Origin of the sequence: Streptomyces sp. NPDC059718, from assembly GCF_042733315.1 — a bacterium.
Classification (GTDB): Bacteria; Actinomycetota; Actinomycetes; order Streptomycetales; family Streptomycetaceae; genus Actinacidiphila.
Genome location: NZ_JBHWGA010000006.1, coordinates 205,725 through 228,143, shown reverse-complemented (window position 1 = coordinate 228,143; position 22,419 = coordinate 205,725). Strand labels below are relative to the sequence as shown.

Sequence of the window (22,419 nt, the reverse complement as noted above, 5' to 3'; positions counted from 1 at the left end):
AGCGGGGCGGTGGCGGGGGAGGGGCCGGAATCAGCCCAGCGAGCGGTACAGCTCGGGGCGGCGGTCCTCGAGGTAGGGCGTCTCCTCGCGGACCGCGCGCAGGAGATCCGGGTCGGCGTCGGCGACGACCAGTTCCTCGGTGGCCCCGGCCCGGGCGCGTACGGCGCCGTCGGGTCCGGCGAGGCAGCTGAGCCCCGCGAAGTCGAAATCGCCCTCGGGGCCGCAGCGGTTGGCGTAGGCGACGTGCAGCTGGCTCTCGTACGCGCGGGCCGGCACCAGGGTCTGCGGGACGAACTCGTAGGGCCGCATCAGCGCGGTGGGCACGGCGAGCAGCTGGGTGCCGGCGAGGGCGTGGGCCCGCACGGTCTCCGGGAACTCGACGTCGTAGCAGATGAGGATGCCGATCCGGACGCCGTCGAGTTCGGCCTGGACGACGGCGTCGTCGCCGGGGGTGAACCAGGTGCGCTCGAAGTCCCCGAAGAGGTGGGTCTTGCGGTAGTTGGCGAGGCGTTCGCCGTCCGGGCCGATCAGCTGGGCGGAGTTGAAGACGCCGCAGCCGTCGCGCTCGGGGTAGCCGTAGACGATGCCCAGGCCGTGCTCGGCGGCGATCCGGGCGACCCGGGCGGCGGCGGGCCCGTCGGCCGCCTCGGCGAGGTCCGGGACCGCGTCGCCGAGGGCGTAGCCGGTCAGGTACATCTCGGGCGTGACGAGCAGGCGGGCTCCCGCGGCGGAGGCCCGGCGCGCGGCGGCGTCGAGCGCGGCCAGGCTGTCGTCCACGGAGGAGGGGACGCCGCTCGGGCCTTGGTACAGCGCGGTGCGCAGCGGCGCCATGGAGCCTCTTTCGCCTGGTGGGAAGCCTGTTCCGGGTCTGCCTCGACGGTACGATTCCGGGCCTTGTGGCGACAAGACGCGTCCGTTGCGCACCGACCGCCGATTCGTTGCGCGCCGGGGCCCGGCGGCGGCGATTCGTTGCGCGGGGCCGGCCGGACCCGGCTCCCCGGCCCGGCCCGCCCCCGGTCACGGCTCCGGCTGGTCCGGCACTCCCGTGTAGCGGCGCAGCAGCGGCGACAGCACCAGGACGGACTTGGTGCGCTCCACGAAGGGCTCGCCGGCGATCCGCTCCAGGACGCGCTCGAAGTGGCGCACGTCGGCGGCGTAGATCTGGACGACGGCGTCCGCCTCGCCGGTGACGGTCGAGGCGGACGCCACCTCCGGGTAGCGCGACAGGCCGCGCCGGATGTCGTCGGGGGAGGTGTTGTGGCGGCAGTAGAGCTCGACGAACGCCTCGGTCTCCCAGCCCAGCGCGGAGGGCTCGACACGGACGGTGAAGCCTGTGATGGCGCCCTCCGCCAGCAGCCGGTCGACCCGGCGCTTGACGGCGGGGGCGGAGAGCCCGACGAGGGCGCCGATGTCGGCGAAGGAGCGGCGGGCGTCCTCGGCGAGGGCGTGGACGATGCGTTCGTCGAGTTCGTTCAGTCGCACTGGGGGTGGGTCACTTCTCTTCGCGAGCGAGCTGGGAACGGCGCGTGCCGTACGCACACCAGACTACGAGGCCGATCGCCGTCCACCCGGCGCAGCACTCCCGGGTGATCGCGTCGAGGCGGGAACACGGGTGCCCCCGTCCGCGGAAGCGGACGGGGGCACCCGGGCAGCGGTGCCGGCTACTGCCAGCTGGCGTGCAGCGGCTTGCCCTCCGCGTAGCCGGCGGCGCTCTGGATGCCGACGACGGCCTTCTCGGCGAACTCGGCGAGGTTGGCGGCCCCGGCGTAGGTGCAGGAGCTGCGGACTCCCGCGATGATCGAGTCGATGAGGTCCTCGACACCCGGGCGGCCCGGGTCGAGGAACATCCGCGAGGTGGAGATGCCCTCCTCGAACAGCCCCTTGCGGGCGCGGTCGTACGCGGACTCCTCGCTGGTGCGGTTGGCCACGGCGCGGGCGGAGGCCATGCCGAAGCTCTCCTTGTACGGCCGGCCGTCGGCGGTCTGCTGCAGGTCGCCGGGCGACTCGTAGGTGCCTGCGAACCAGGAGCCGATCATGACGTTGGACGCGCCGGCGGCGAGCGCCATCGCGACGTCGCGCGGGTGCCGGACGCCACCGTCGGCCCAGACATGCTTGCCGTGCCGGGCGGCCTCGGCGGCGCACTCCATGACGGCGGAGAACTGGGGCCGGCCCACGCCGGTCATCATGCGGGTGGTGCACATGGCGCCCGGGCCCACGCCGACCTTGACGATGTCGGCACCGGCCTCGATCAGGTCGCGCACGCCCTCGGCGGAGACGACGTTGCCGGCCACGACCGGCACCTGCGGGTCCAGGGCGCGGACGGCCTTCACGGCCTGGATCATGCTCTCCTGGTGGCCGTGGGCGGTGTCCACGACGAGCGTGTCCACTCCCGCGTCGAGCAGCTGCTTGGCCTTGCCCGCCACGTCGCCGTTGATGCCGACGGCGGCGGCGATGCGCAGCCGCCCGCCGGCGTCGGTGGCGGGGGTGTACAGGGTGGCGCGCAGCGCTGCCTTGCGGGTGAGGATGCCGACCAGCCTGCCGTCGGCGTCCACCGCGGGGGCGAGCTTGCGGTTGGCCTCCTCCAGGCGGTTGAAGGCCTCGCGCGGGTCGATGTCCGCGGGCAGCAGCAGGAGGTCCTTGGACATCACCACGGAGACCTGCGTGAAGCGGTCCACGCCGGTGAGGTCGTGCTCGGTGACGATGCCGACCGGACGGCCGTCCTCGACGACGACCGCGGCGCCGTGCGCCCGCTTGGGCAGCAGCGCCAGGGCGTCGGCGACGGTGGCGTGCGGGCCGAGCACGATCGGGGTGTCGAGCACGAGGTGCCGCTGCTTCACCCAGGTGATCACCTCGGCGATCACCTCGATCGGGATGTCCTGGGGGATGACCACCAGACCTCCGCGCCGGGCGACGGTCTCGGCCATGCGGCGACCGGCGATGGCGGTCATGTTGGCGACCACGAGCGGGATGGTGGTACCGGTGCCGTCCGGGGCCGAGAGGTCGACCGCTTGGCGGGAACCCACCGCCGAGCGGCTGGGGACCATGAACACGTCGTCGTACGTCAGGTCGTACGGAGGCTTTGCATCATTGAGGAAACGCACGTACTTCATTTTTGCACGGACCGGGCCGGAACGAACACGGAGGAAACTCCGGCGCTCACGAAGGGTCGCTCGTAGGTTCCTCCAGGACGACGTCGAAGGGGAGCACGGCCGGGTCGTGGAAGGCGGCGGCGTCCGCGAGGACCCGGCGCGCGGTCCGCCACTCCCCCGGTTCGGCCGCCGCGAAGTCGGGCCAGCCGCGGACGACCAGGCGCAGCCCGCCCCGCGCGGGGTCGGGCAGGTCGGTGAGGCAGTCGTACAGGGCGTCCCAGTTGCGGCCGAACCAGCCGGGCAGCCGCAACTGCTCGGCGCAGCGGTCCATGAACGCGCTCTTGGTGGTGACCCCCTGCAGGTCCAGCACCGTCGTTGCCGTCATCTGCGGACCGCCCTGAAGCTCTGGTAGTGGTCGTCGGTGTAGTAGACCTCCCCGCCGGAGCCGGTGACGAAGCGCCGGGCGCCGCGGTCGCTCGCCCCCGGGGTCGGGACGGTGTACTCGTGGTAGTAGCCGCGTGGGTGCGCGGGCAGCAGGCCCTCGAAGTTGTTGAAGACGGTGCCGTCCTTCGCGTACGGGAAGGGGCCGCCCGCGTCGATCAGCCGGAGCGTCTCGCGGGCCTCCGGCGGCAGGCTCGTGACGGCCACCGTGGGCAGCGCCCCCACGGGTTCGGTGGCGGGCGGGGAGCAGCCGGTGAGCAGCAGCGCGAGGCAGCCCAGCAGGGCGGCGGCGATCACGGTGGCACGGCGGACGGGGCCGGTCGGCATGCCGCGATGCTGCCACAGCCCGCGACGCCCGCCGCGCAGGGCGCGCGAGCGGACGGTGGGCGGTGGGCGGTGGGCGGTAGGTGGTAGGTGGTGGACTAGAACTCGCGGAGCGCCTCGGGGTCCACGCGGTCGAGGGCGGGCCGCGGCATGGGCGCGGTGGAGTCCAGCAGGTAGTCGGCGGCGGCGGTGTCCGTCACGATGCTGGTGACCAGGCCGGACCGGAGCACGGCGTCGACCGCGGCGGCCTTGCGCAGCCCGCCGGCGATGGCGAGCACCTCGGGGATGCGGCGCAGCCGGTCCGCCTCGATCGTGATGCAGCGCTCGCCCAGGTCACGGCCGACCAGCAGGCCCTCGGCGTCGAAGAGGTGCGAGGACATCTCCGCGGCGACGCCGAGGGAGGCGTAGTGCTCCCGCTCGGCGTCGGTCAGGGCGTCGTGGACGGTGGAGATGCCGGCCGCCCAGGAGCCGATCGACACCACGGCCACGGTGACCTTGTCGAAGTAGCTCATGGCGGCCGCGATGCCGCTCTGGGCGCGCAGCGCCGCCGCCGTCGCCGGGTCGGGCAGCACCATGGGGGCGTACATGGGGTGGGCCTCGCCGCCGGAGACGGCCGCGGCGGTGCGGACCGCCTCGACCGAGCCGCGGTCGGCGGTGCCGGCGTCGTACACGCCGGTGAGCTGGACGACCGTGCACGGCGGCAGCCGGTCGAGGGCGTTGGCCATGGTGATGATGGAGCGCCCCCAGGCGAGGCCGAGCACGTCGCCCTCGCTGACCAGCTCGCCGAGCAGCTGCGCGGCGACCGCGCCCAGGTTCTCCGGGTCGGGTCCGTCGGTCTCGTCGGCGGGCGACTCGACGACGACGGCGTGCCGCAGCCCGTAGCGGGCGCGCAGGGCGTCGGAGCGTTCGGCGTCGAGCTCGGCCGGGACCCTGATCTCGATGCGCACGAGGTCACGTTCGAGGGCCGTCTCCAGGACCCGCGCCACCTTGAAGCGGCTCACGCCGAACTCCTCGGCGATCTGGATCTTGGATTTTCCCTCCAGGTAGAAGCGGCGCGCCATCGCCGCCGCCTGGACCATCTCGCCGGGGCCCATGCGCACCCCTGTGCGGCCTGTGGTCACGTTCTCTCCCCAGTTGCCCATCTGATCGGCTCCGCGCTCATCCTCGCACGTACTACGGAGTACCGGAGCACGCTGCCCACTCAGTGGTCAGTGCGCGCAGGCGGCCGCCGCCTGCTTGCGCAGCCCCCGTACCGCCTCGGCCGGGTCCTCGGCTCCGTAGACGGCCGAACCGGCCACGAAGACGTCCGCTCCGGCCTCGGCGCAGCGCTCGATGGTGGCAGCCGAGACGCCCCCGTCGACCTGCAGCCACAGGTCAAGCCCGTGCTTGTCGATCAGCTTCCGGGCGCGCCGGATCTTGGGCAGCATGATGTCGAGGAAGGCCTGACCGCCGAAGCCCGGTTCCACGGTCATGATCAGCAGCATGTCGAGCTCGGGCAGCAGGTCCTCGTACGGCTCGACCGGCGTCGCCGGCCTGAGCGCCATCGAGGCCCGCGCGCCCTTGGCGCGGATCTCCCGGGCCAGGCGCACCGGCGCGGCGGCCGCCTCGACGTGGAAGGTGACGGAACCCGCGCCCGCCTCGACGTAGGCCGGCGCCCAGCGATCCGGATCGGCGATCATCAGATGGCAGTCGAGCGGGGTCTTGGTCGCCTTGTGGAGGGACTCCACGACCGGCACGCCGAGCGTCAGGTTGGGGACGAAGTGATTGTCCATCACGTCGACGTGGAGCCAGTCCGCGCCCTCGACGGCCCGCGCCTCGTCGGCGAGGCGCGCGAAGTCGGCGGAGAGAATACTGGGGTTGATCTGCACGGCCATGGTCCCAGTATGGCGGTGCCGGGCCACTCCCCGCGCACCGGGCGGACGGCTGTGGAAAACCACCCCGCACGGCCCTTCAGGGCGTGGGATGCTGTGCGGATCGGGAGCACTCCTCGGGGGACGCCTTGGCGAGGCGGAGGTGGCGGGTGTGAAGGCTCCATACGGCTGGGCGGTCCTGGTCTGCGGCCGGCGCGGGAAATGGGTCGTGCTCGCGCTCTGGCTGGTCCTGCTGGTGGCGGTGGCGCCGCTGGCCCAGAAGCTCACGGACGCGCAGCAGAACGACTCCTCCTCCTGGCTGCCGGGCAACGCGGAGTCCACCCAGGTCCTGGAGCTGCAGAAGCGGTTCCTGCCCGACACCGCCCCCGCCGTCGTGGTCTACGCGCGCCCCGGCGGACTGACCGAGGACGACCGTGCGACGGTCGGTCAGGACGCCGCGCAGATACGGCGGATGACCGGGCACGGCGTCTACGGCGGCCGCACCGTCGGCCCGGTGTACGAGGAACGCGCCGCCGGCCCGCGCGCCGCGCAGCTCATCGTCCCCATCGGCGTGGACGAGGGCGGCTGGACGGGCATCGCGGACGCGGTCGCCGGCATCCGCGCCGTCACCGGCGACGACACCGGCGGCCTCGAGGTGCACATCACCGGACCCGGTGGCTTCGCGGCCGACTCCGCCGAGGCCTTCGAGGGCATCGACGGCACCCTGCTGTACAGCGCGCTCGCCGTGGTCGTCGTCATCCTGCTGCTGACCTACCGCAGCGTCACCCTCATCCTGCTGCCGGTCGTCTCCGTCGTCGGGGCGCTGTTCACCGCGCAGGCGGCGGTCTACCTGCTGGCCGAACACGCCGACCTCGTCGTCAACGCGCAGAGCGCGGGCATCCTCACCGTCCTGGTGTTCGGCGCCGGCACGGACTACGCGCTGCTGCTGGTCGCCCGCTACCGCGAGGAGCTGCGCCGCCACGAGGACCGCCACGAGGCCATGGCGCTGGCCCTGCACCGGGCGGGGCCGGCGATCGTCGCCAGTGCCGCCACGGTCGCGGTGAGCATGCTGTGCCTGCTGGCCGCCGAGATGAACTCGACCTCCGGGCTCGGGCCGGTCGCCGCCGTCGGCGTCGTCATCGGCCTGGCCGCCATGCTGACGCTCTTCCCCGCCCTGCTGGTCGTCGTGGGCCGCTGGGTGTTCTGGCCCGCCGTCCCGCACGCCGGTTCCGCCGAACCCACCCGGAACGGTGTGTGGTCCCGGGTCGGCCGCCGCATCGACCGCCGGCCGCGCGCGGTGTGGGTGGGCACCGCCGCCGTGCTGGCCGCGCTCTCGCTGGGCCTGATCGGCCTGGAGGCGGCGGGCCTGAGCAATGCCCAGAGCTTCACCGGGACCCCCGACTCCGTCACCGGCCAGCAGGTCGAGTCCCGCTACTTCCCCGCCGGCTCCGGACAGCCGCTGGTGGTGATCGCCGACGAGGGTGCGGCGGAGCAGGTCAAGGCCGCGCTCGACGGCATCGAGGGCGTCGCACCGGGCTCCGCGCTCGTGCCGAAGGGCGCACCCGCGCAGAAGGACGGCCGGGTCTACCTGGAGGCCACGCTCACCGACCCGGCCGACAGCCAGGCCGCCGAGGACACCGTGGACCGCGCCCGCGGGATCCTGCACGCCGTGCCGGGTGCCGACGCCAAGGTCGGCGGCGGTACGGCGGCTCTGCTCGACGCGGGCCGCGCCGCGGCGCACGACAACGAGCTGCTCATCCCCATGATCCTCGTCGTCGTGCTGGTGATCCTGAGCATCCTGCTGCGGGCCCTCACCGCCCCGCTGGTGCTCATCGCGACCGTGGTGCTCTCCTTCGCCGCCGCGCTCGGCGTCAGCGTGCTCGCCTTCCGCCACGTCTTCGGCTTCCGGGGCGAGGACACGGCCTTCCCGCTGTTCGTCTTCGTGTTCCTGGTGGCGCTGGGCATCGACTACAACATCTTCCTGATGACGCGGATCCGCGAGGAGAGCGCGCTGTCCGGGACCCGCGAGGGAACCCTGACCGGCCTCGCGGCGACCGGCGGTGTCATCACCTCCGCAGGCCTGGTGCTCGCCGGGACGTTCGCGGCCCTGGCGACACTGCCCGTCGTGGGCTTCGCGGAGATCGGCTTCGCGGTGGCCTTCGGCGTCCTGCTGGACACCCTGGTCGTGCGGTCGGTGCTGGTCACCGCGCTCACCCTCGACCTGCGGCACCGCGTGTGGTGGCCGAGCCGCCTGGACCGCCCCCGCGCCGCGGCACCGGCCGGGGAACCGGCCGCGCCCGCCGCCCCGCACGCCGGTTCGTGACGTCCGCCGGACAGCAGTGACCCCCCGCGCCGGGCGCGGGGGGTCACGTGCGGCACGGCGGGTGTCACGCGTTGGGACGCTTGCCGTGGTTGGCGCCCTTCTTCTTCCGGGCGCGCCGCTTGTTGCCTCGCTTGGACATGATGCCCAACCCTCTCGTACAGGACATTTCGACCGCGGTCAGTCTATGACCGGCCCCGGCGTGCGGCACGTCAGCGACGCTCGGCGCGGACGCGCCCGGTCAGTCCGGGAAGTGCTCGCGCATGAAGGCGTTGCGGAAGACCCCTGAGGGGTCGAACCGGGCGGCGAGCCGCCGGAAGTCGTCGTAGCGCGGGTAGAGCTCGCGCAGTGCGGCGGGCGAAGGGGTGAAGAGCTTGCCCCAGTGCGGGCGGGCGGAGAAGGGGCGCAGGACCTCCTCGACGACCTGGACCGCCCGCGTCACCGCCGCGACGTCCGGGGTCCAGGTGAAGTGGAAGGCGACGCTGTCGCGTCCGTGGGCGGGGCTGAGCCAGAGGGAGTCGGCCGCCACGGTGCGGATCTCGCCGATCAGCACTTCGGACGAGAACCGCTCCCGCACCCGCCACAGGGCGTCGAACGCCGCCACCGCGTCCCGCCGGTCGACGAAGAACTCCGACTGGATCTCCTCGCCGCTGCTCGGGGTGAACTCCAGGCGGAAGTGCGGCAACCGCTCGTACCAGGGGCCGACCAGGCCCTGCTGCGGGGTGCAGTGCGTGCCGGGCATCCCCGGGATCGGGTGCCGTGGCCCGTCGGCCGCGGTGGCCCCGAACCACGTCTGCGGTACGGGCTCCGCGCCGTCGGCCTCGACCCGCTCCTTGAGCCACACCTGGTCGACGGCGCGGTCGCGCCAGCGGGTGAAGACCGACACGCTGTACCCCGCCGACATCACCGTGTCGAAGTTCCCGAGGAACTCCTCCTTCGGCATGTCCTCGTAGACGGTCTGGCGCACGGCGAAGGACGGGACGAGGTCGAGGGTCAGCCGGGTCACGACGCCCAGGGCGCCCAGGGCGACGACGGAGCCGTCGAAGTCGGGATCGCCGCGATGGATCTCGGCGAGCTCGCCGTCGGCGGTGACCATGGTCAGCGCGCTGACCGCGCCGGCCAGGCTGCGCCGCCCGGTGCCGGAACCGTGCGTGCCGGTGGCGCACGCACCGGCGACGGAGATGTGCGGCAGGGAGCCGAGGTTGTGCAGCGCCAGACCCGCCTCGTCGATCGGGCGGACGATCTCGCCGAAGCGCAGCCCCGAGGCGACCGTGGCGGTACGGGCGGTGCGGTCGACGTCGATCACGGCGGGCAGCCGCGAGGTCGAGACGTGCTCGCCGTCGGTGTCGGCGACGGTGCTGAAGGAGTGCCGGGTCCCGAGGGCGCGCACCCGTGGGGACCGGGCCACGATCTCCTGCAGCTCGGTGACGTACTCGGGGTGGTGGAGGCTTCGTGCGGTGAAGGCGACGTTGCCGCCCCAGTTGCTCTCCGCGGGCATCGCGGTCGTTCCTTCCTGTACGGCCCGGCCGCCGGCGGCCGCGCGGCGCGCGGCCTGCCGGATCAGCGGTTCGGGGCCTGCCGTTCCAGGATGATTCTCGCCGCTGGGGCCGGGGGCGCAGGACAGGGGTGTGTCGTGGCGCCGCGGGCGCCCGCCCGCCCGCTCCTTCAAGTATTGACGTGACCCCGTCACCCTGGCATGGTCTAGACCTAGCTGGGCTCAACGGGACGGCGCGGCAGGGAAGTCCACGCCGTCCCGGACACGACGCACGCCGCGCCGCGCCCGTGCGTGACCTCCTCGGAAGACCCGTGCCCGCCGTGCGGAGCACCCCCGCCAAGCTCCCTCCCCCACGACCGCGGCCTCTGGCCGGGTAAGGAGCGACTCCCCCATGTCCACGTCCCTCGCCGGACGGCTCCCCGCAGGGCGTACCGTCCTGGGCCCGTCCGCGGTGTTCGCCGTCCTCGCGGCGCTCCTGGCCACCTTGTTCGTCGCGACGCCGACCGCCCGCGCGGCGGACGGCCAGATCAGCGGCCTGGCGGGCAAGTGCGTCGACGTCGCCGCGGCCAGCAGCGCCAACGGCACCGCCGTACAGCTCTACGACTGCAACGGGACCAACGCCCAGCGCTGGTCCAACCCCGGCGACGGCACGCTGCGCGCGCTCGGCAAGTGCCTCGACGTCGTCGACCGCGGCACCGCCGACGGGGCCGCGGTCCAGTTGTGGGACTGCGCGGGCAGCGCCAACCAGCAGTGGGTCGTCACCGCGGCGCGCGACATCGTCAACCCCGCCGCCAACAAGTGCCTGGACGTCCGGGACAACAACTCCGCCAACGCCACCCGGCTGCAGATCTGGACCTGCACCGGCGGGGCGAACCAGAAGTGGAACGCCCCCGCGAGCGGCGGTGGCGGCACGAACCCGTCCGGATTCGTCGTCAGCGAGGCCCAGTTCAACCAGATGTTCCCGGGCCGCAACGGCTTCTACACCTACAGCGGCCTGGTCGCGGCCCTGAGCTCCTACCCGGGCTTCGCCAACTCCGGCAGCGACACCGTGAAGAAGCAGGAGGCCGCCGCCTTCCTCGCCAACGTCAGCCACGAGACGGGCGGGCTGGTGTACGTGGTCGAGCAGAACACGGCCAACTACCCGCACTACTGCGACTGGGGCCAGCCCTACGGCTGCCCGGCCGGCCAGGCCGCGTACTACGGCCGCGGCCCGATCCAGCTCAGCTGGAACTTCAACTACAAGGCGGCGGGCGACGCCCTCGGCATCGACCTGCTGGGCAACCCCTGGCGCGTGGAGCAGGACGCGGCCGTGGCCTGGCGCACGGGTCTTTGGTACTGGAACACCCAGAGCGGCCCCGGCACCATGACCCCGCACAACGCCATGGTGAACCAGGCGGGCTTCGGACAGACGATCCGCTCCATCAACGGATCGCTGGAATGCGACGGCCGCAACCCGGCGCAGGTGCAGAGCCGGGTGAGCAAGTACCAGCAGTTCACGGCGATCCTGGGCGTCAGCCAGGGTGCCAACCTCTACTGCTGAGCCTCCGCCGCGCGGGTGCGGCCCGGATGTCCGGGCCGCACCCGCGCGGTCATTCCCCGGTGCGGCGCAGCAGGGCGAGGTACATCGCGTCGGTGCCGTGCAGGTGGGGCCAGAGCTGGACGTCGGGGCCCTCGCCGAGGTCGGGGACCCCGGGCATGAGGGGGCGGGCGTCGACCCATTCGGCGGGGACGGCCCCCGGCTGGCCCAGGACGTCCTCCACGACGGCACGGGTCTCGGCCGGATGCGGGGAGCAGGTCGCGTAACCGACGACCCCGCCCACGCGCACCGCGCGCAGGGCGGACTCCAGCAGGCCGCGCTGCAGGGGCGCGAAGCCCGGAACGTCCTCGGCGCGCCGGCGCCAGCGCGCCTCGGGGCGGCGGCGCAGGGCGCCGAGGCCGGTGCAGGGCACGTCGACCAGGACACGGTCGAAGGCGCCCGGGCGCCAGGCGGGCCGGGTGCCGTCGGCGACGATCACCTCGAACGGCCCGGGGTTGCCGGCCAGGGCGCGGGCCACCAGCCGGGCCCGGTGCAGCTGCTTCTCGGAGGCGACCAGGGCCGCCCCGCGTTCCGCGGCGAGCGCGCCGAGCAGGGCCGCCTTGCCGCCGGGGCCGGCGCAGCCGTCCAGCCAGAGCCGGTCGGGGCCCTCGCCGAGCGGGGCTGCGGCCAGGGCGGCGGCGACGAGCTGGCTGCCCTCGTCCTGGACGCCGGCGCGGCCCTCGCGCACCGCCTCGATGGTCGCGGGGTCGCCGCCCTCGGCGAGCCGGACCGCCCACGGGGACCAGCGGCCGGGGAGGGTGGCGTCCGCGGGAAGTGCGTCGGCGAGCTCCTGAGGGGTGGCGCGGCCGGGGCGCGCGACGAGGGTGACCTCGGGGCGCTCGTTGTCGGCCGCGAGCAGCTCCTCCATGCCCGCGCGGCCGCCGCCGAGGGCGTCCCACAGGGCCGAGACGATCCAGCGCGGGTGCGAGTGGACGACGGCGAGGTGGTCCTCGGGGTCCTCGTCGTAGGGCGGCGCCACCTCGTCCAGCCAGGCGTCCAGCTCCTGTGCGGCGATCCGGCGCAGCACCGCGTTGACGAACTTCGCGCGCCCGTCGCCGAGGACCACGCGGGCCAGCTCGACGGTGGCGGAGACGGCGGCGTGGCTGGGGATGCGGGTGCCCAGCAGCTGGTGGGCACCGAGCGACAGCACGTCCAGCACGGGCGGGTCGACCTCGCGCAGCGGCCGGTCGACGCAGGCCGCGATCACGGCGTCGTACGTGCCCTGGCGGCGCAGGGTGCCGTAGACCAGCTCGGTGGCGAGCGCCGCGTCGCGCCGGTCGAACTCCCGGCCCTTGCGTGCCGCCTCGGCCTCGGCCTCGCGCAGCAGCGAGGGCAGGACGAGGTTGGCGTAGGCGTCGCGCTCGTCGACCGCCCTCAGCGCCTCGAACGCCAGGATGCGCACGGGGTCGCGCTGGGGCTTGCGGTAGGGCCGGCCGCCCTGCGGGGGCCTGCCCTGGGTGCGGCCCTGACGGGCGGCGGGCTGCGGTCGGCGGCGTGACGGTTCGCTCACGTGGAAGGTGCTCCGGAAGTGTCGGTGGTACGGCGGGGCACGGTGCGCCCCGCTTCGAGCGTACGTGGGAGGCGCGGTCAGGCGCCGAGCCGGTCGCCGGAGGGGACGCGGACGCCGCGCGCCCAGTCGGCGGCGGGCATCGGCTTCTTGCCCTGCGGACGCACCTCGCCGAGCTCCACGGCGTGGCTGCCGGTGCCCACGTACACGGCGCGCTTGGTGACCTCCAGCTCGCCGGGCGCCAGGTCGGTGCGCTCGGGCAGCAGGGTGACGGGGCCGACCTTGAGGCGCTCGCCACCGAACAGGGTCCAGGCGCCGGGCGCCGGGGTGCAGCCCCGGACCAGCCGGTCCACCCGCAGCGCCGGGGCGTTCCAGTCGACCTGGGCGTCGTCGACGGTGATCTTGGGCGCCAGGCTGACGCCCTCGGCGGGCTGCGGCCGGGCGACCAGCGCGCCGTCCTCGATGCCGTCCATGGTGGCGGAGAGCAGATTCGCACCGCTGTGCGAGAGCCGGGTGAGCAGGTCGCCGCTGGTGTCGCGGGGCCGGACGTCCTCGGTGACGACGCCGTACACCGGCCCGGAGTCCAGTCCCTCCTCGATGAGGAAGGTCGCGGCCCCGGTGACCTCGTCGCCCGCCATGACGGCGTGCTGCACCGGGGCGGCGCCGCGCCAGGCGGGGAGCAGGGAGAAGTGCAGGTTGACCCAGCCGCGGGCGGGCACGTCGAGGGCGACGCGGGGCAGCAGCGCGCCGTAGGCGACGACCGGGCAGCAGTCGGGGGCGATCTCCCGGAGCCGGGCGAGGAAGTCCTCGTCGCGGGGCCTGGCGGGCTTGAGGACCTCGATGCCGGCCTCCTCCGCGCGCTGGGCCACCGGGCTGGCGACGAGCTTGCGGCCGCGCCCCGCGGTGGCGTCCGGCCGGGTGACGACGGCGACGACCTCGTGCCGGCCGGAGGCGATCAGGGCGTCGAGGGCGGGAACGGCGACCTCGGGGGTGCCGGCGAAGACGAGCCTCATGCGTGCGGGGTGCCTTTCTGCAGTGCGCGGCCCTACAGTGCGCGGCCGAAGGTGCTGTGCGGGGAGACGCGGACCTGGGGCGCGGGCCGACCGGCCCACTCGGCCTCGCGTATCGCCTTCATCGCGGCCTTGCGCTGCTCGCGGTCGAGGCGGTCGATGAAGATGATGCCGTCGAGGTGGTCGGTCTCGTGCTGGATGCAGCGGGCGAGCAGCTGGGTGCCCTCGATGGTCACCGGGTCGCCGTGCGTGTTGAAGCCCCGGGCGACGACGCCGTGGGCCCGCTTGGTGTCGAAGCGTAGCCCGGGCAGGGACAGGCAGCCCTCGGGGCCGTCCTGCTCCTCCTCGCTCAGGCTGAGGTCCGGGTTGACCAGATGGCCCAGCTCGCCGTCGACGTGGTAGGTGAACACCCGCAGCGAGACGCCGATCTGAGGAGCCGCCAGGCCTGCGCCGGGGGCGTCCTTCATGGTCTCCTCGAGGTCCTTGACGAGGGTGCGCAGCTCTTTGTCGAAGACGGTCACGGGCTGCGCCGTCATGCGCAGCACGGGGTCGCCGAAGAGGCGGATCGGCTGGATGGACACGCGGTGGCTCCGTGGTCGGACGGGGACAGGGCAACCGCACCAGTCTATGGGCCGGTGGGGTGGGGGCGCGCACCCCTGCGCACGCCCCCCGAAGGGTGCGATGCGCCCCTTATGCGTGACTCCACGGGAGTCTGGCGCGTTGGTCAATGGAGTTTGACCCACAAGAGCCGGTTCGAGAGGCCAGTTGATGCCCGAACACGCAACTCATGACGCCCAGGCCAGGGCGAGCCTTCACCTGCTGGTGCGGGACATCGAGCGGGTCCGCCGACAGGTCGACGCGCTGCGCACCCTCACCACCCAGCTGGGCAACGTCTACCGTCCCCGCCGGGGCGGGCCGTCCGCGGGATTCGTGGTCTACGGCCGCGCCCCCGCCCCCACCGTCCGGCTCGCCCAGGAGCTGCGGGACAGCGTCGAGACCCTGGTGACCGCCGCCGTCGAGTTCGACCGCTCCCTGGGCTTCAGCTGGGACGCCGTCGGCTCCGCCCTGGGCGTCACCAAGCAGGCCGTCCACCGGCGGTACGGCAACCGGCGCTCGGCGCCGCCCGGAGCGGCCGTGGCGGAGGTCCACGGCGACCCCCCGGCCCCGGCGGTGGTGCCCTCCGTGCCCGCGGCCCGCGCGATGCCCGCGCACGTCGCCCCCGCCCCCCGCGACGAGGCCGTCCCCGGAGCGGTCCCCTCCCCGCGCACCGGCTGATCCGGCGGCTCCCCGGGCACGCCCGCCCCGCCGCCCGCCACGCCGACAGGACGGCCGCCGGGGCGGGCGCGTACGGGCGCGTACGGGCACGGGCGCACCGCGGTCAGGGCCGCCGGTGCTCCGCGGGCAGCCGGGCCGGACCCAGCTCCAGCTCCCCCACGGTCTGGCCGCCGCTTGACTCCCCCGTGGGCCGGAAGCCGAGCCCCAGGTAGAAACGTTCCGGGCCGTCCTCGCCGGGATGCCAGGTGGTGGTGACCCGGGTGCCGCCCCGGCGCAGGATCTCCGCCGCGACGGACTCGACGGCGAACCTGCCGTAGCCACGGCCCTGTTCGCCCGCCGCGACGGCGAGGCGCCACAGACCGGAGCGGAGGTCGGTGCCGGTTCCGTCGGCCGCGAAGTCGATGTCGAAGAAGGCCATCAGGAAAGCGACGATCCGGTCGCCGTCGACGATCAGCCGGGGCCAGGCCGTCTCCCCGTACGCGTACGCCTCCGCGAGGGACTTCACGACCGGCGCCACCAGGTGTTCCTGGTCGGGGCGGACCTTCAGGGCGATCGCGGCGCCGACGTTGTCGGGGGTGATCTTCTCCAGACGGAGCGTGCTGGTCATACCCGGAACCCTAGGACGGCGCGTCAAGCGCATTTCCCCGACCGCAGCATCCGCCTCCGGCGCCCGCCACGGTGCCTCCTACCGGCGACGCGGCGGTGCCGGGTCCTGTCGTCAAAGTCCCTCCCCCAGCCTTCGGCCGGGGGTGCCCCCTCAGGACGGGGGCGCTACCCGGCCCACGCGATGGGGCCCCTCGAACAGCAGGACCGCCCGGCACCGGTGATCGGCTCTCCCCGCCCGCACCCACCGCCGGGTCCCCACCCGGGTCCGGCCGGCAGCGGCTGATGCGAGCGCCCCCGCGGAGTGCGACGCCCGCCAAGGCGGCGCCATTGCCGGGCGGCACCCGCTCCACCCGGCCGCCCCACACAACCGGGGCCCACCCAGGTCATGCTCCCCGCGCGCGCTCCGGGGCGGTCTGCGCAGACTCAACGCGACGCCATCGGCCGAAGACACCCCGCGGCGCCGGGCCGACGAGGACGCACCCTCCACCGGCCGACTCCCGCCACGGGCGCTACGCGGTGCGGGCTCCCTGCGGGCGCCCCACGCGGACGCCAACGCGGCGCCTTACTCGCCGCCCGGGACGCTAGCCGATGTCGGGCGGGTCGATGCGGACCCGGACCGGGTCGGGCTCCTTGCGGGCGATGCGGGCGGTCTGCGCGGACTTCAGCGCGGCGGCCAGGGCGGAGCCCTTGCCCGGCGGCACGCGCAGCAGCACGCGCTCCCAGCGCTCGCCGGGTGGGGTGTCCCCGGAACGACGGGGCCGCGCGGGATCGGTGATCGGCAGCGGCACCGGGCCGAGCACGTCGGTGCCCTCCGGGAGCCGGACGGTGGCCAGCAGGTCGGCGACGGCGGCGGGGCGGCCGCTGACGGCGGCCATCCGGGAGACCGGGGGGAAGCCCAGCTCGGCGCGTTCGGCCAGCTCGCGCACCGCGTGGCCGACCGGGTCCCAGCGGACGAGGGCCTGCACGGGACGCAGCGTGGGCTCCCCGAGGACGACCACCGTGCCGCCCTCGCCGGCCGGGCGCACCAATGCCGCCGCGGCGGCCCAGCGGCGCAGGGTCTCCTCCCCCGCCCGCAGGTCCGGGCGGTTGAGCAGCGCCCAGCCGTCCAGCAGCAGTGCCGCGGCGTAGCCGCCCTCCGCGACCGGTTCCGCGCCCGGGGTCGAGATCACCAGCGAGGGCGTGCCGGGCACCGAGGCCAGTACGCCGTCGCGCCCTGAGGTCCGCACCGGCACCTTGGGGAAGGCCCGGCCGAGCTCGTCGGCGGTGCGCCGGGCACCGACCACCTGCGCGCGCAGCCGGAAGCCGCCGCACTCCTTGCAGTGCCAGGCCGCCTCGGGCCGCCCGCACCAGCCGCAGTGCGGCGCGCTCTCCCCGTCGCCGAGCTGCAGCGGTCCCGCGCAGTGCGCGCACCGGGCGGGCTCGCGGCAGCGCTCGCAGGCCAGCCGCGGCACGTAGCCCCGCCGGGGCACCTGCACCAGCACCGGGCCGCGCTGCAGCGCGTCCCGCGTCACCTGCCACGCCACCGACGGCAGCCGCGCCGCGCGCGCCGCGGCGTCCCGCGCCTCGTCGCCCTCGCCGACGGTACGGACCAGGGGCGCGGCGGCCCGGACCTGCTCGCGCGGTGCGGTCAGCGGCAGCGCCCATTGGGTGTCGACCAGCTGCGCGCCCTCCACGGTGCAGGTGAGGCCGCCGAGCAGGAAGCCCGCCCGCTCCTCCGCGGCCCGCAGCAGCAGGACGTCCCGGGCGTGCGGCTGCGGTGCGTGCTGCTCGGCATGGCTGGAGTCGCCGTCGTCCCAGAGCACGGCCAGCCCCAGCTCCGCCACGGGCGCGAACATCGCGGCCCGGGTGCCGACGACGGCGCGTACGCTGCCCCGGCTCACCGCCAGCCAGCGGCGGTACCGCTCCTCCGGCCCGGCGTCGGCGGTCAGCAGCACATGGCGGCCCTCCCCGACGATCGCGCTCAGCGCCTCGTCGACGCGGGCGGCCGCGCGGCCGTCCGGTACGACGGCAAGCGCCCCGCGTCCCGAGGCGAGCGTCGCCGCCATGGCGCGGGCGATCTCCTCGGGCCAGTGGGGCCCGGGCAGCGCCGTCCACACCGCCCGCGGGGTGTCGCCGCGGGCCAGTGCCTGCAGGAACGCGGGCCCGGTCGGATAGCGCCGCCACGGCCCGGGCTCGGGCGCGCCGGGAATGGACGGCGGCTCCCGTACCGGCTCCGCCTCGACCTTGGCCCGGCGCGGTGGCACCGCGAGCTGCACGATGTCGGCGAGGGCGCCCGCGTAGCGGTCGGCCACGGCCCGGCACAGCCGCAGCAGCCCGGGGGTCAGCACCTCCTCGGGCGACAGGACCTGGGCGAGCGGGGCGAGGGGGCCGCGGTAGTCGCTCTCGGCGAGGCGGTCCACGATGAAGCCGTCGTGCAGTTCCCCGCCCTCGCGGCGGCCGCCCTTGCCGACGCGGCCGCCGAAGCGCACCCGGACGCGCACGCCGGGCCGCGCCTCGGCGTCCATCGCGGCGGGCACCGCGTAGTCGAAGTACTGGTCGAGGTGGAGCAGGCCCTTGTCGACCAGGACGCGGGCCACCGGCAGCCCCTCGGCCAGCGCCGCGCCCCGCCAGGTCCGCGGCTTGGCGCGAGGCTCCTTGGCCTTGCGCACCGTCTCCCGGATGAGCGCGAGCTGCTCTCCCCCGTGCGGCTCCGCCGCCGGGGACACCTGCCGGTCGTCCTCGCTGCTCACAGCCTCAGTGTTACCAGACGCGTCGGACACCGGACGCCGCCGGAGGGGTCCCGGCGCACGCCGACGGCCCCGGACCGCTGGGGTCCGGGGCCGTCGTCAGGCCGTGGGGCGGGCGCGCGCCCGACGGTAGGGCCTAGAGGCCGGCCGCCTGGCGCAGCGCCTCGACGCGGTCGGTGCGCTCCCAGGTGAAGTCCGGCAGCTCGCGGCCGAAGTGGCCGTAGGCCGCGGTCTGGGAGTAGATCGGGCGCAGCAGGTCGAGGTCGCGGATGATCGCGGCCGGGCGGAGGTCGAAGACCTGGCCGATGGCCTGCTCGATCTTCTCGTGGTCCACGGTGTGGGTTCCGAAGGTCTCCACGAACAGGCCGACGGGCTCGGCCTTGCCGATCGCGTAGGCGACCTGGACCTCGCAGCGCGAGGCGAGGCCCGCGGCGACGACGTTCTTGGCGACCCAGCGCATGGCGTAGGCGGCGGAGCGGTCGACCTTGGACGGGTCCTTGCCGGAGAAGGCGCCGCCGCCGTGGCGGGCCATGCCGCCGTAGGTGTCGATGATGATCTTGCGGCCGGTGAGGCCGGCGTCGCCCATCGGGCCGCCGATCTCGAAGCGCCCGGTGGGGTTGACCAGCAGCCGGTACCCGTCGGTGTCGATCTTGATGCCGTCGTCGAGCAGCGCCTTCAGCTCCGGCTCCACGACGAACTCGCGGATGTCGGGCGCGAGCAGCGACTCGAGGTCGATGTCGCTGGCGTGCTGTGAGGAGACCACCACGGTGTCGAGGCGCACGGCCTTGTCGCCGTTGTACTCGATGGTGACCTGGGTCTTGCCGTCCGGGCGCAGGTAGGGGATGGTCCCGTTCTTGCGGACCTCGGACAGCCGCCGGGAGAGCCGGTGCGCCAGCGTGATCGGGAGCGGCATCAGCTCGGGGGTCTCGTCGCAGGCGTAGCCGAACATCAGGCCCTGGTCGCCCGCGCCCTGCTTGTCGAGCTCGTCGTCATCGCCCTCGACCCGGCTCTCGTACGCCGTGTCGACGCCCTGCGCGATGTCCGGGGACTGCGCACCGATGGAGACCGAGACACCGCAGGAGGCGCCGTCGAAACCCTTCTTCGACGAGTCGTAGCCGATCTCGAGGATCTTGTTCCGCACCAGGGTCGCGATGTCCGCGTATCCCTTGGTGGTGACCTCTCCGGCGACGTGCACCAGGCCGGTGGTGATCAGCGTCTCGACGGCGACGCGCGAGGAGGGGTCCTCCTTGAGCAGCGCGTCGAGGATCGTGTCGCTGATCTGGTCAGCGATCTTGTCGGGGTGACCCTCGGTCACGGACTCCGAGGTGAACAGGCGGCGGGACACATCGCTCCCTGGGGTTGCAGCGGCTGCTGGCTGATCATTGGCGGCTCGCGCAGGGCTGCGCCTGGCGGGCCATGGGTCAGTTTATCTGTCGACCATGTGCAGGGACACGGCATCTCGCACCTTGGATATGCCGTGACCTGCGACACTGTGCATCACCTCGGGACGGAACGCCAGTAGCGGACACGTACCGCCCCGAAGTGTCATCGAGGCAGTCGGGCGGCGACCAGGTCCCAGACCTGCTCGGCGAGCGCCTCCTTGGGCCCGTACGGCACGGCGGTCTCGCTGCCGTCGGCGCCGAGCACGACGGCCTCGTTCTCCTCGGAGCCGAAGGCCTTGTGGTCCCCCACCTCGTTGACGACCAGCAGGTCACAGCCCTTGCGGGCGAGCTTGGCGCGACCGTTGGCGAGGACGTCGTCGGTCTCGGCGGCGAAGCCGACGACGATCTGGGCGGGGTGCGGCCGTTCGGCTGAAAGCTCGGCGAGCACGTCGGGGTTGCGCACCAGTTCCACGGGCGCGGGCTCCTCGCCGTCCTTCTTCTTGATCTTGCCCTCGGCGTAGCGCGCCGGGCGGAAGTCGGCGACGGCGGCCGCCATCACGACCACGTCGGCGTCGGAGGCGGCCTTCAGCACGGCTTCGCGCAGCTGCACCGCCGTGCCCACGCGCACCACGTCCGCCCCCGCCGGGTCGGCGAGGCCGGTGTTGGCGGCGACCAGGGTGACCCGGGCGCCCCGGGCCAGGGCCGTGCGGGCCAGGGCGTAGCCCTGTTTGCCGGAGGAGCGGTTGCCCAGGTAGCGGACGGGGTCGAGGGGCTCGCGCGTGCCGCCGGCGCTGATGACGACATGGCGTCCGGCCAGGTCGGTCTCGAGCGCCCGGGGGCCGCGCAGCAGCACGCGGCGGCAGGCCTCGAAGATCTCGGCGGGCTCGGGCAGCCGGCCCTTGCCGGTGTCGACGCCGGTGAGGCGGCCGACCGCGGGCTCGAGGACGATGGCGCCGCGGCGGCGCAGCGTGGCCACGTTCTCCTGGGTGGCGGCGTGCTCCCACATCTCGGTGTGCATGGCGGGCACGAACACCACGGGACAGCGCGCGGTGAGCAGGGTGTTGGTGAGCAGGTCGTCGGCGAGCCCGTGGGCGGCCTTGGCGAGCACGTCGGCGGTGGCGGGGGCGACCACGACGAGGTCCGCGCCCTGTCCGATGCGCACGTGCGGCACCTCGTGGACGCTCTCCCACACCTCGGTCGAGACGGGGTTGCCCGACAGTGCCGACCAGGTGGCCGCACCGACGAAGTGCAGCGCCGAGGCCGTGGGCACGACGCGCACGTCGTGGCCCGACTCGGTGAACCGGCGCAGCAGCTCGCACGCCTTGTAGGCGGCGATCCCGCCGCTCACACCCAGGACGACCTGTGGCTTCCCCATCGACCTCTCCCGCGCTGTGTTGGACCGTGGTGCGTAGTACCCATGACACACCACGGGCCCGGCGGTCGTGCCGCCGGGCCCGTGATGAAACACCTGGGCGCGGTTACTGAGCGGGGCCCTCGACGGCCTCGGAGGTCAGCAGACCCGCGTTGATCTCGCGCAGCGCGATCGACAGCGGCTTCTCGTGCACGTGGGTGTCCACGAGCGGACCGACGTACTCGAGCAGGCCCTCGCCGAGCTGCGAGTAGTAGGCGTTGATCTGACGGGCACGCTTGGCCGCGTAGATCACGAGGCTGTACTTCGAGTCGGTTGCCTCGAGCAGCTCGTCGATCGGCGGGTTGATGATGCCCTCGGGCGTGGTGATGGAAGAGGACACGCTCTACCTTCCGATTGGGTGCAAAAAGATCAGACTACAGCCATCAAGGCTAGCAGCTCGCGCGCGACGTCCTCGACGGAGGTGTTCACCAGGGTGGTGTCGAACTCCGGCTCGGCCGCCAGCTCGACCCGCGCGGCCTCCAGCCGGCGCTCGATGACCTCGGGAGCCTCGGTGCCCCGGCCGGTGAGCCTGCGGACCAGCTCGTCCCAGCTCGGCGGCGCCAGGAAGACCAGCTGCGCCTCGGGCATCGACTCCCGGACCTGGCGGGCGCCCTGCAGGTCGATCTCCAGCAGGACCGGCTCGCCGGCCTCCAGGCGCTCCAGCACCGCCTGGCGCGGCGTGCCGTACCGGTTCCCCGCGAACTCTGCCCACTCCAGCAGTTCGCCGTTGGCGACGAGCTTGTCGAACTCGTCGTTCTCGACGAAGTAGTAGTGCACCCCGTGCTTCTCACCGGGGCGGGGCTTGCGGGTGGTGGCCGAGACGGAGAGCCACACCTCGGGGTGGACTGTGCGCATATGAGCGACGACCGTGCTCTTGCCGACCCCCGAGGGGCCGGAGAGCACGGTCAGCCGCGGACGTTCACTCATGGAGCGATTATCCCGGTTCCCGGAGGGTGCTGGGAACGTCAGGCAGCAGGGCTGCCGAACTCGCGCTCCAGGGATGCGATCTGGTTGGAGCCGAGCCCACGGACCCGGCGGCTCTCGGAGATGCCGAGCCGCTCCATGATCTGCTTGGCGCGGACCTTGCCCACGCCGGGCAGGGACTCCAGGAGGGCGGAGACCTTCATCTTGCCGATGACGTCGTTCTCCTGGCCCTGCTTGATGACCTCGTGCAGCGAGGCGCCGGAGTGCTTGAGCCGATTCTTGACCTCGGCGCGCTCCCGGCGAGCCGCGGCGGCCTTCTCGAGCGCGGCAGCGCGCTGTTCAGGGGTAAGGGGCGGAAGAGCCACGCCTACGTCACCTCGGAAGTAGAACTGTCGGATACGGACCGGTGTGGAACCTAGTCGCCCCCCACCTGCAGGGGCAACGTGAAACGCGCAGCTTGCGCGCTCTCGACGGAGACTAGCG

22 protein-coding genes are annotated in these 22,419 nt (G+C 73.9%); 3 read left to right on the top strand and 19 right to left on the bottom strand.

What is annotated here, in order from left to right; genetic code table 11:
- Positions 1–30: 30 nt before the first annotated feature.
- The 7 genes from ACFV3E_RS10210 to rpe all read right to left on the bottom strand — a co-directional run bounded on the left by ACFV3E_RS10210 (position 31) and on the right by rpe (position 5,728).
- A complete protein-coding gene (locus tag ACFV3E_RS10210) occupies positions 31–831 on the bottom strand; it encodes a carbon-nitrogen hydrolase family protein (RefSeq protein ID WP_500534244.1) in 801 nt (266 codons plus the stop codon).
- Positions 832–1,017: 186 nt separating this feature from the next.
- Positions 1,018–1,482, bottom strand: a complete 465-nt coding sequence (locus tag ACFV3E_RS10205; RefSeq protein ID WP_500370591.1) for an Lrp/AsnC family transcriptional regulator — start codon at positions 1,480–1,482, stop codon at positions 1,018–1,020.
- 179 nt (positions 1,483–1,661) lie between these two features.
- Entirely contained in the window at positions 1,662–3,110 is a 1,449-nt protein-coding gene (locus tag ACFV3E_RS10200) for a GuaB1 family IMP dehydrogenase-related protein (RefSeq protein WP_500534243.1), read from the bottom strand.
- 46 nt (positions 3,111–3,156) lie between these two features.
- The gene (locus ACFV3E_RS10195) at positions 3,157–3,474 is read right to left on the bottom strand and encodes a barstar family protein (RefSeq protein WP_500534242.1); all 318 of its coding nucleotides are present in this window, start codon (positions 3,472–3,474) and stop codon (positions 3,157–3,159) included.
- Positions 3,471–3,857, bottom strand: a complete 387-nt coding sequence (locus ACFV3E_RS10190) for a guanyl-specific ribonuclease (protein ID WP_500534241.1) — start codon at positions 3,855–3,857, stop codon at positions 3,471–3,473. The genes ACFV3E_RS10195 and ACFV3E_RS10190 overlap by 4 nt, the downstream gene beginning before the upstream one ends.
- Positions 3,858–3,952: 95 nt before the next feature.
- The gene (locus tag ACFV3E_RS10185; protein WP_500370587.1) at positions 3,953–4,996 is read right to left on the bottom strand and encodes a sugar-binding transcriptional regulator; all 1,044 of its coding nucleotides are present in this window, start codon (positions 4,994–4,996) and stop codon (positions 3,953–3,955) included.
- Positions 4,997–5,062: 66 nt separating this feature from the next.
- Positions 5,063–5,728, bottom strand: coding sequence for a ribulose-phosphate 3-epimerase (gene rpe, locus ACFV3E_RS10180; protein ID WP_499510752.1), 666 nt, complete (start codon positions 5,726–5,728; stop codon positions 5,063–5,065).
- Positions 5,729–5,816: 88 nt separating this feature from the next.
- Between rpe and ACFV3E_RS10175 the strand changes: the two genes are divergently transcribed.
- Positions 5,817–8,027, top strand: a complete 2,211-nt coding sequence (locus ACFV3E_RS10175; RefSeq protein WP_500534240.1) for an MMPL family transporter — start codon at positions 5,817–5,819, stop codon at positions 8,025–8,027.
- A 64-nt stretch (positions 8,028–8,091) separates the two neighbouring features.
- Here the strand turns inward: ACFV3E_RS10175 and ACFV3E_RS10170 are convergent, their stop codons facing one another.
- Together ACFV3E_RS10170 and ACFV3E_RS10165 are read right to left on the bottom strand one after the other, a co-directional pair.
- Positions 8,092–8,166 carry a 50S ribosomal protein bL37 gene (locus ACFV3E_RS10170; RefSeq protein WP_373297613.1) on the bottom strand — a complete coding sequence of 25 codons (75 nt, stop codon included), beginning with the start codon at positions 8,164–8,166 and terminating at the stop codon, positions 8,092–8,094.
- Between the two features lie 99 nt (positions 8,167–8,265).
- The gene (locus tag ACFV3E_RS10165; protein WP_500534239.1) at positions 8,266–9,522 is read right to left on the bottom strand and encodes a D-arabinono-1,4-lactone oxidase; all 1,257 of its coding nucleotides are present in this window, start codon (positions 9,520–9,522) and stop codon (positions 8,266–8,268) included.
- A 388-nt stretch (positions 9,523–9,910) separates the two neighbouring features.
- Between ACFV3E_RS10165 and ACFV3E_RS10160 the strand changes: the two genes are divergently transcribed.
- Positions 9,911–11,059, top strand: a complete 1,149-nt coding sequence (locus ACFV3E_RS10160; RefSeq protein WP_500370584.1) for a glycoside hydrolase family 19 protein — start codon at positions 9,911–9,913, stop codon at positions 11,057–11,059.
- Positions 11,060–11,108: 49 nt separating this feature from the next.
- Here the strand turns inward: ACFV3E_RS10160 and ACFV3E_RS10155 are convergent, their stop codons facing one another.
- The 3 genes from ACFV3E_RS10155 to def form a co-directional block, all read right to left on the bottom strand.
- On the bottom strand, positions 11,109–12,605 hold the full coding sequence (locus tag ACFV3E_RS10155; RefSeq protein WP_500534238.1) for an RsmB/NOP family class I SAM-dependent RNA methyltransferase: 1,497 nt from the start codon (positions 12,603–12,605) through the stop codon (positions 11,109–11,111).
- A gap of 77 nt (positions 12,606–12,682) precedes the next feature.
- On the bottom strand, positions 12,683–13,615 hold the full coding sequence (gene fmt, locus ACFV3E_RS10150; protein WP_500534237.1) for a methionyl-tRNA formyltransferase: 933 nt from the start codon (positions 13,613–13,615) through the stop codon (positions 12,683–12,685).
- 32 nt (positions 13,616–13,647) lie between these two features.
- Complete coding sequence (gene def, locus ACFV3E_RS10145) at positions 13,648–14,193, bottom strand: peptide deformylase (protein WP_500534236.1); 546 nt, start codon at positions 14,191–14,193, stop codon at positions 13,648–13,650.
- 187 nt (positions 14,194–14,380) lie between these two features.
- On the opposite strand from def, the gene ACFV3E_RS10140 reads away from it, so the two are divergent.
- Positions 14,381–14,887, top strand: coding sequence for a hypothetical protein (locus tag ACFV3E_RS10140; RefSeq protein WP_500534235.1), 507 nt, complete (start codon positions 14,381–14,383; stop codon positions 14,885–14,887).
- Positions 14,888–14,990: 103 nt separating this feature from the next.
- Here the strand turns inward: ACFV3E_RS10140 and ACFV3E_RS10135 are convergent, their stop codons facing one another.
- The 7 genes from ACFV3E_RS10135 to ACFV3E_RS10105 all read right to left on the bottom strand — a co-directional run bounded on the left by ACFV3E_RS10135 (position 14,991) and on the right by ACFV3E_RS10105 (position 22,301).
- Entirely contained in the window at positions 14,991–15,494 is a 504-nt protein-coding gene (locus ACFV3E_RS10135; RefSeq protein WP_500534234.1) for a GNAT family N-acetyltransferase, read from the bottom strand.
- A 580-nt stretch (positions 15,495–16,074) separates the two neighbouring features.
- Positions 16,075–18,222, bottom strand: a complete 2,148-nt coding sequence (locus ACFV3E_RS10130; protein ID WP_500534233.1) for a primosomal protein N' — start codon at positions 18,220–18,222, stop codon at positions 16,075–16,077.
- Positions 18,223–18,355: 133 nt separating this feature from the next.
- Positions 18,356–19,564, bottom strand: a complete 1,209-nt coding sequence (metK, locus tag ACFV3E_RS10125) for a methionine adenosyltransferase (protein WP_499510762.1) — start codon at positions 19,562–19,564, stop codon at positions 18,356–18,358.
- Between the two features lie 200 nt (positions 19,565–19,764).
- Positions 19,765–20,976 carry a bifunctional phosphopantothenoylcysteine decarboxylase/phosphopantothenate--cysteine ligase CoaBC gene (gene coaBC / locus ACFV3E_RS10120; protein ID WP_500534232.1) on the bottom strand — a complete coding sequence of 404 codons (1,212 nt, stop codon included), beginning with the start codon at positions 20,974–20,976 and terminating at the stop codon, positions 19,765–19,767.
- Positions 20,977–21,079: 103 nt separating this feature from the next.
- Positions 21,080–21,352, bottom strand: a complete 273-nt coding sequence (gene rpoZ, locus ACFV3E_RS10115) for a DNA-directed RNA polymerase subunit omega (protein WP_030610454.1) — start codon at positions 21,350–21,352, stop codon at positions 21,080–21,082.
- Positions 21,353–21,381: 29 nt separating this feature from the next.
- The gene (gene gmk / locus ACFV3E_RS10110) at positions 21,382–21,939 is read right to left on the bottom strand and encodes a guanylate kinase (RefSeq protein ID WP_500370577.1); all 558 of its coding nucleotides are present in this window, start codon (positions 21,937–21,939) and stop codon (positions 21,382–21,384) included.
- A 38-nt stretch (positions 21,940–21,977) separates the two neighbouring features.
- Positions 21,978–22,301 carry an integration host factor gene (locus ACFV3E_RS10105; protein ID WP_018564176.1) on the bottom strand — a complete coding sequence of 108 codons (324 nt, stop codon included), beginning with the start codon at positions 22,299–22,301 and terminating at the stop codon, positions 21,978–21,980.
- Positions 22,302–22,419: the final 118 nt, after the last annotated feature.

Excerpts from the sequence above, each read along its gene's own strand:
- ACFV3E_RS10210 (WP_500534244.1), bottom strand. The coding sequence starts at position 831 with ATGGCGCCGCTGCGCACCGCGCTGTACCAAGGCCCGAGCGGCGTCCCC.
- ACFV3E_RS10200 (WP_500534243.1), bottom strand. The coding sequence starts at position 3,110 with ATGAAGTACGTGCGTTTCCTCAATGATGCAAAGCCTCCGTACGACCTG.
- ACFV3E_RS10195 (WP_500534242.1), bottom strand. The coding sequence starts at position 3,474 with ATGACGGCAACGACGGTGCTGGACCTGCAGGGGGTCACCACCAAGAGC.
- ACFV3E_RS10190 (WP_500534241.1), bottom strand. The coding sequence starts at position 3,857 with ATGCCGACCGGCCCCGTCCGCCGTGCCACCGTGATCGCCGCCGCCCTG.
- ACFV3E_RS10185 (WP_500370587.1), bottom strand. The coding sequence starts at position 4,996 with ATGGGCAACTGGGGAGAGAACGTGACCACAGGCCGCACAGGGGTGCGC.
- rpe (WP_499510752.1), bottom strand. The coding sequence starts at position 5,728 with ATGGCCGTGCAGATCAACCCCAGTATTCTCTCCGCCGACTTCGCGCGC.
- ACFV3E_RS10175 (WP_500534240.1), top strand. The coding sequence starts at position 5,817 with ATGCTGTGCGGATCGGGAGCACTCCTCGGGGGACGCCTTGGCGAGGCG.
- ACFV3E_RS10165 (WP_500534239.1), bottom strand. The coding sequence starts at position 9,522 with ATGCCCGCGGAGAGCAACTGGGGCGGCAACGTCGCCTTCACCGCACGA.
- ACFV3E_RS10160 (WP_500370584.1), top strand. The coding sequence starts at position 9,911 with ATGTCCACGTCCCTCGCCGGACGGCTCCCCGCAGGGCGTACCGTCCTG.
- fmt (WP_500534237.1), bottom strand. The coding sequence starts at position 13,615 with ATGAGGCTCGTCTTCGCCGGCACCCCCGAGGTCGCCGTTCCCGCCCTC.
- ACFV3E_RS10140 (WP_500534235.1), top strand. The coding sequence starts at position 14,381 with ATGCCCGAACACGCAACTCATGACGCCCAGGCCAGGGCGAGCCTTCAC.
- ACFV3E_RS10135 (WP_500534234.1), bottom strand. The coding sequence starts at position 15,494 with ATGACCAGCACGCTCCGTCTGGAGAAGATCACCCCCGACAACGTCGGC.
- coaBC (WP_500534232.1), bottom strand. The coding sequence starts at position 20,976 with ATGGGGAAGCCACAGGTCGTCCTGGGTGTGAGCGGCGGGATCGCCGCC.
- gmk (WP_500370577.1), bottom strand. The coding sequence starts at position 21,939 with ATGAGTGAACGTCCGCGGCTGACCGTGCTCTCCGGCCCCTCGGGGGTC.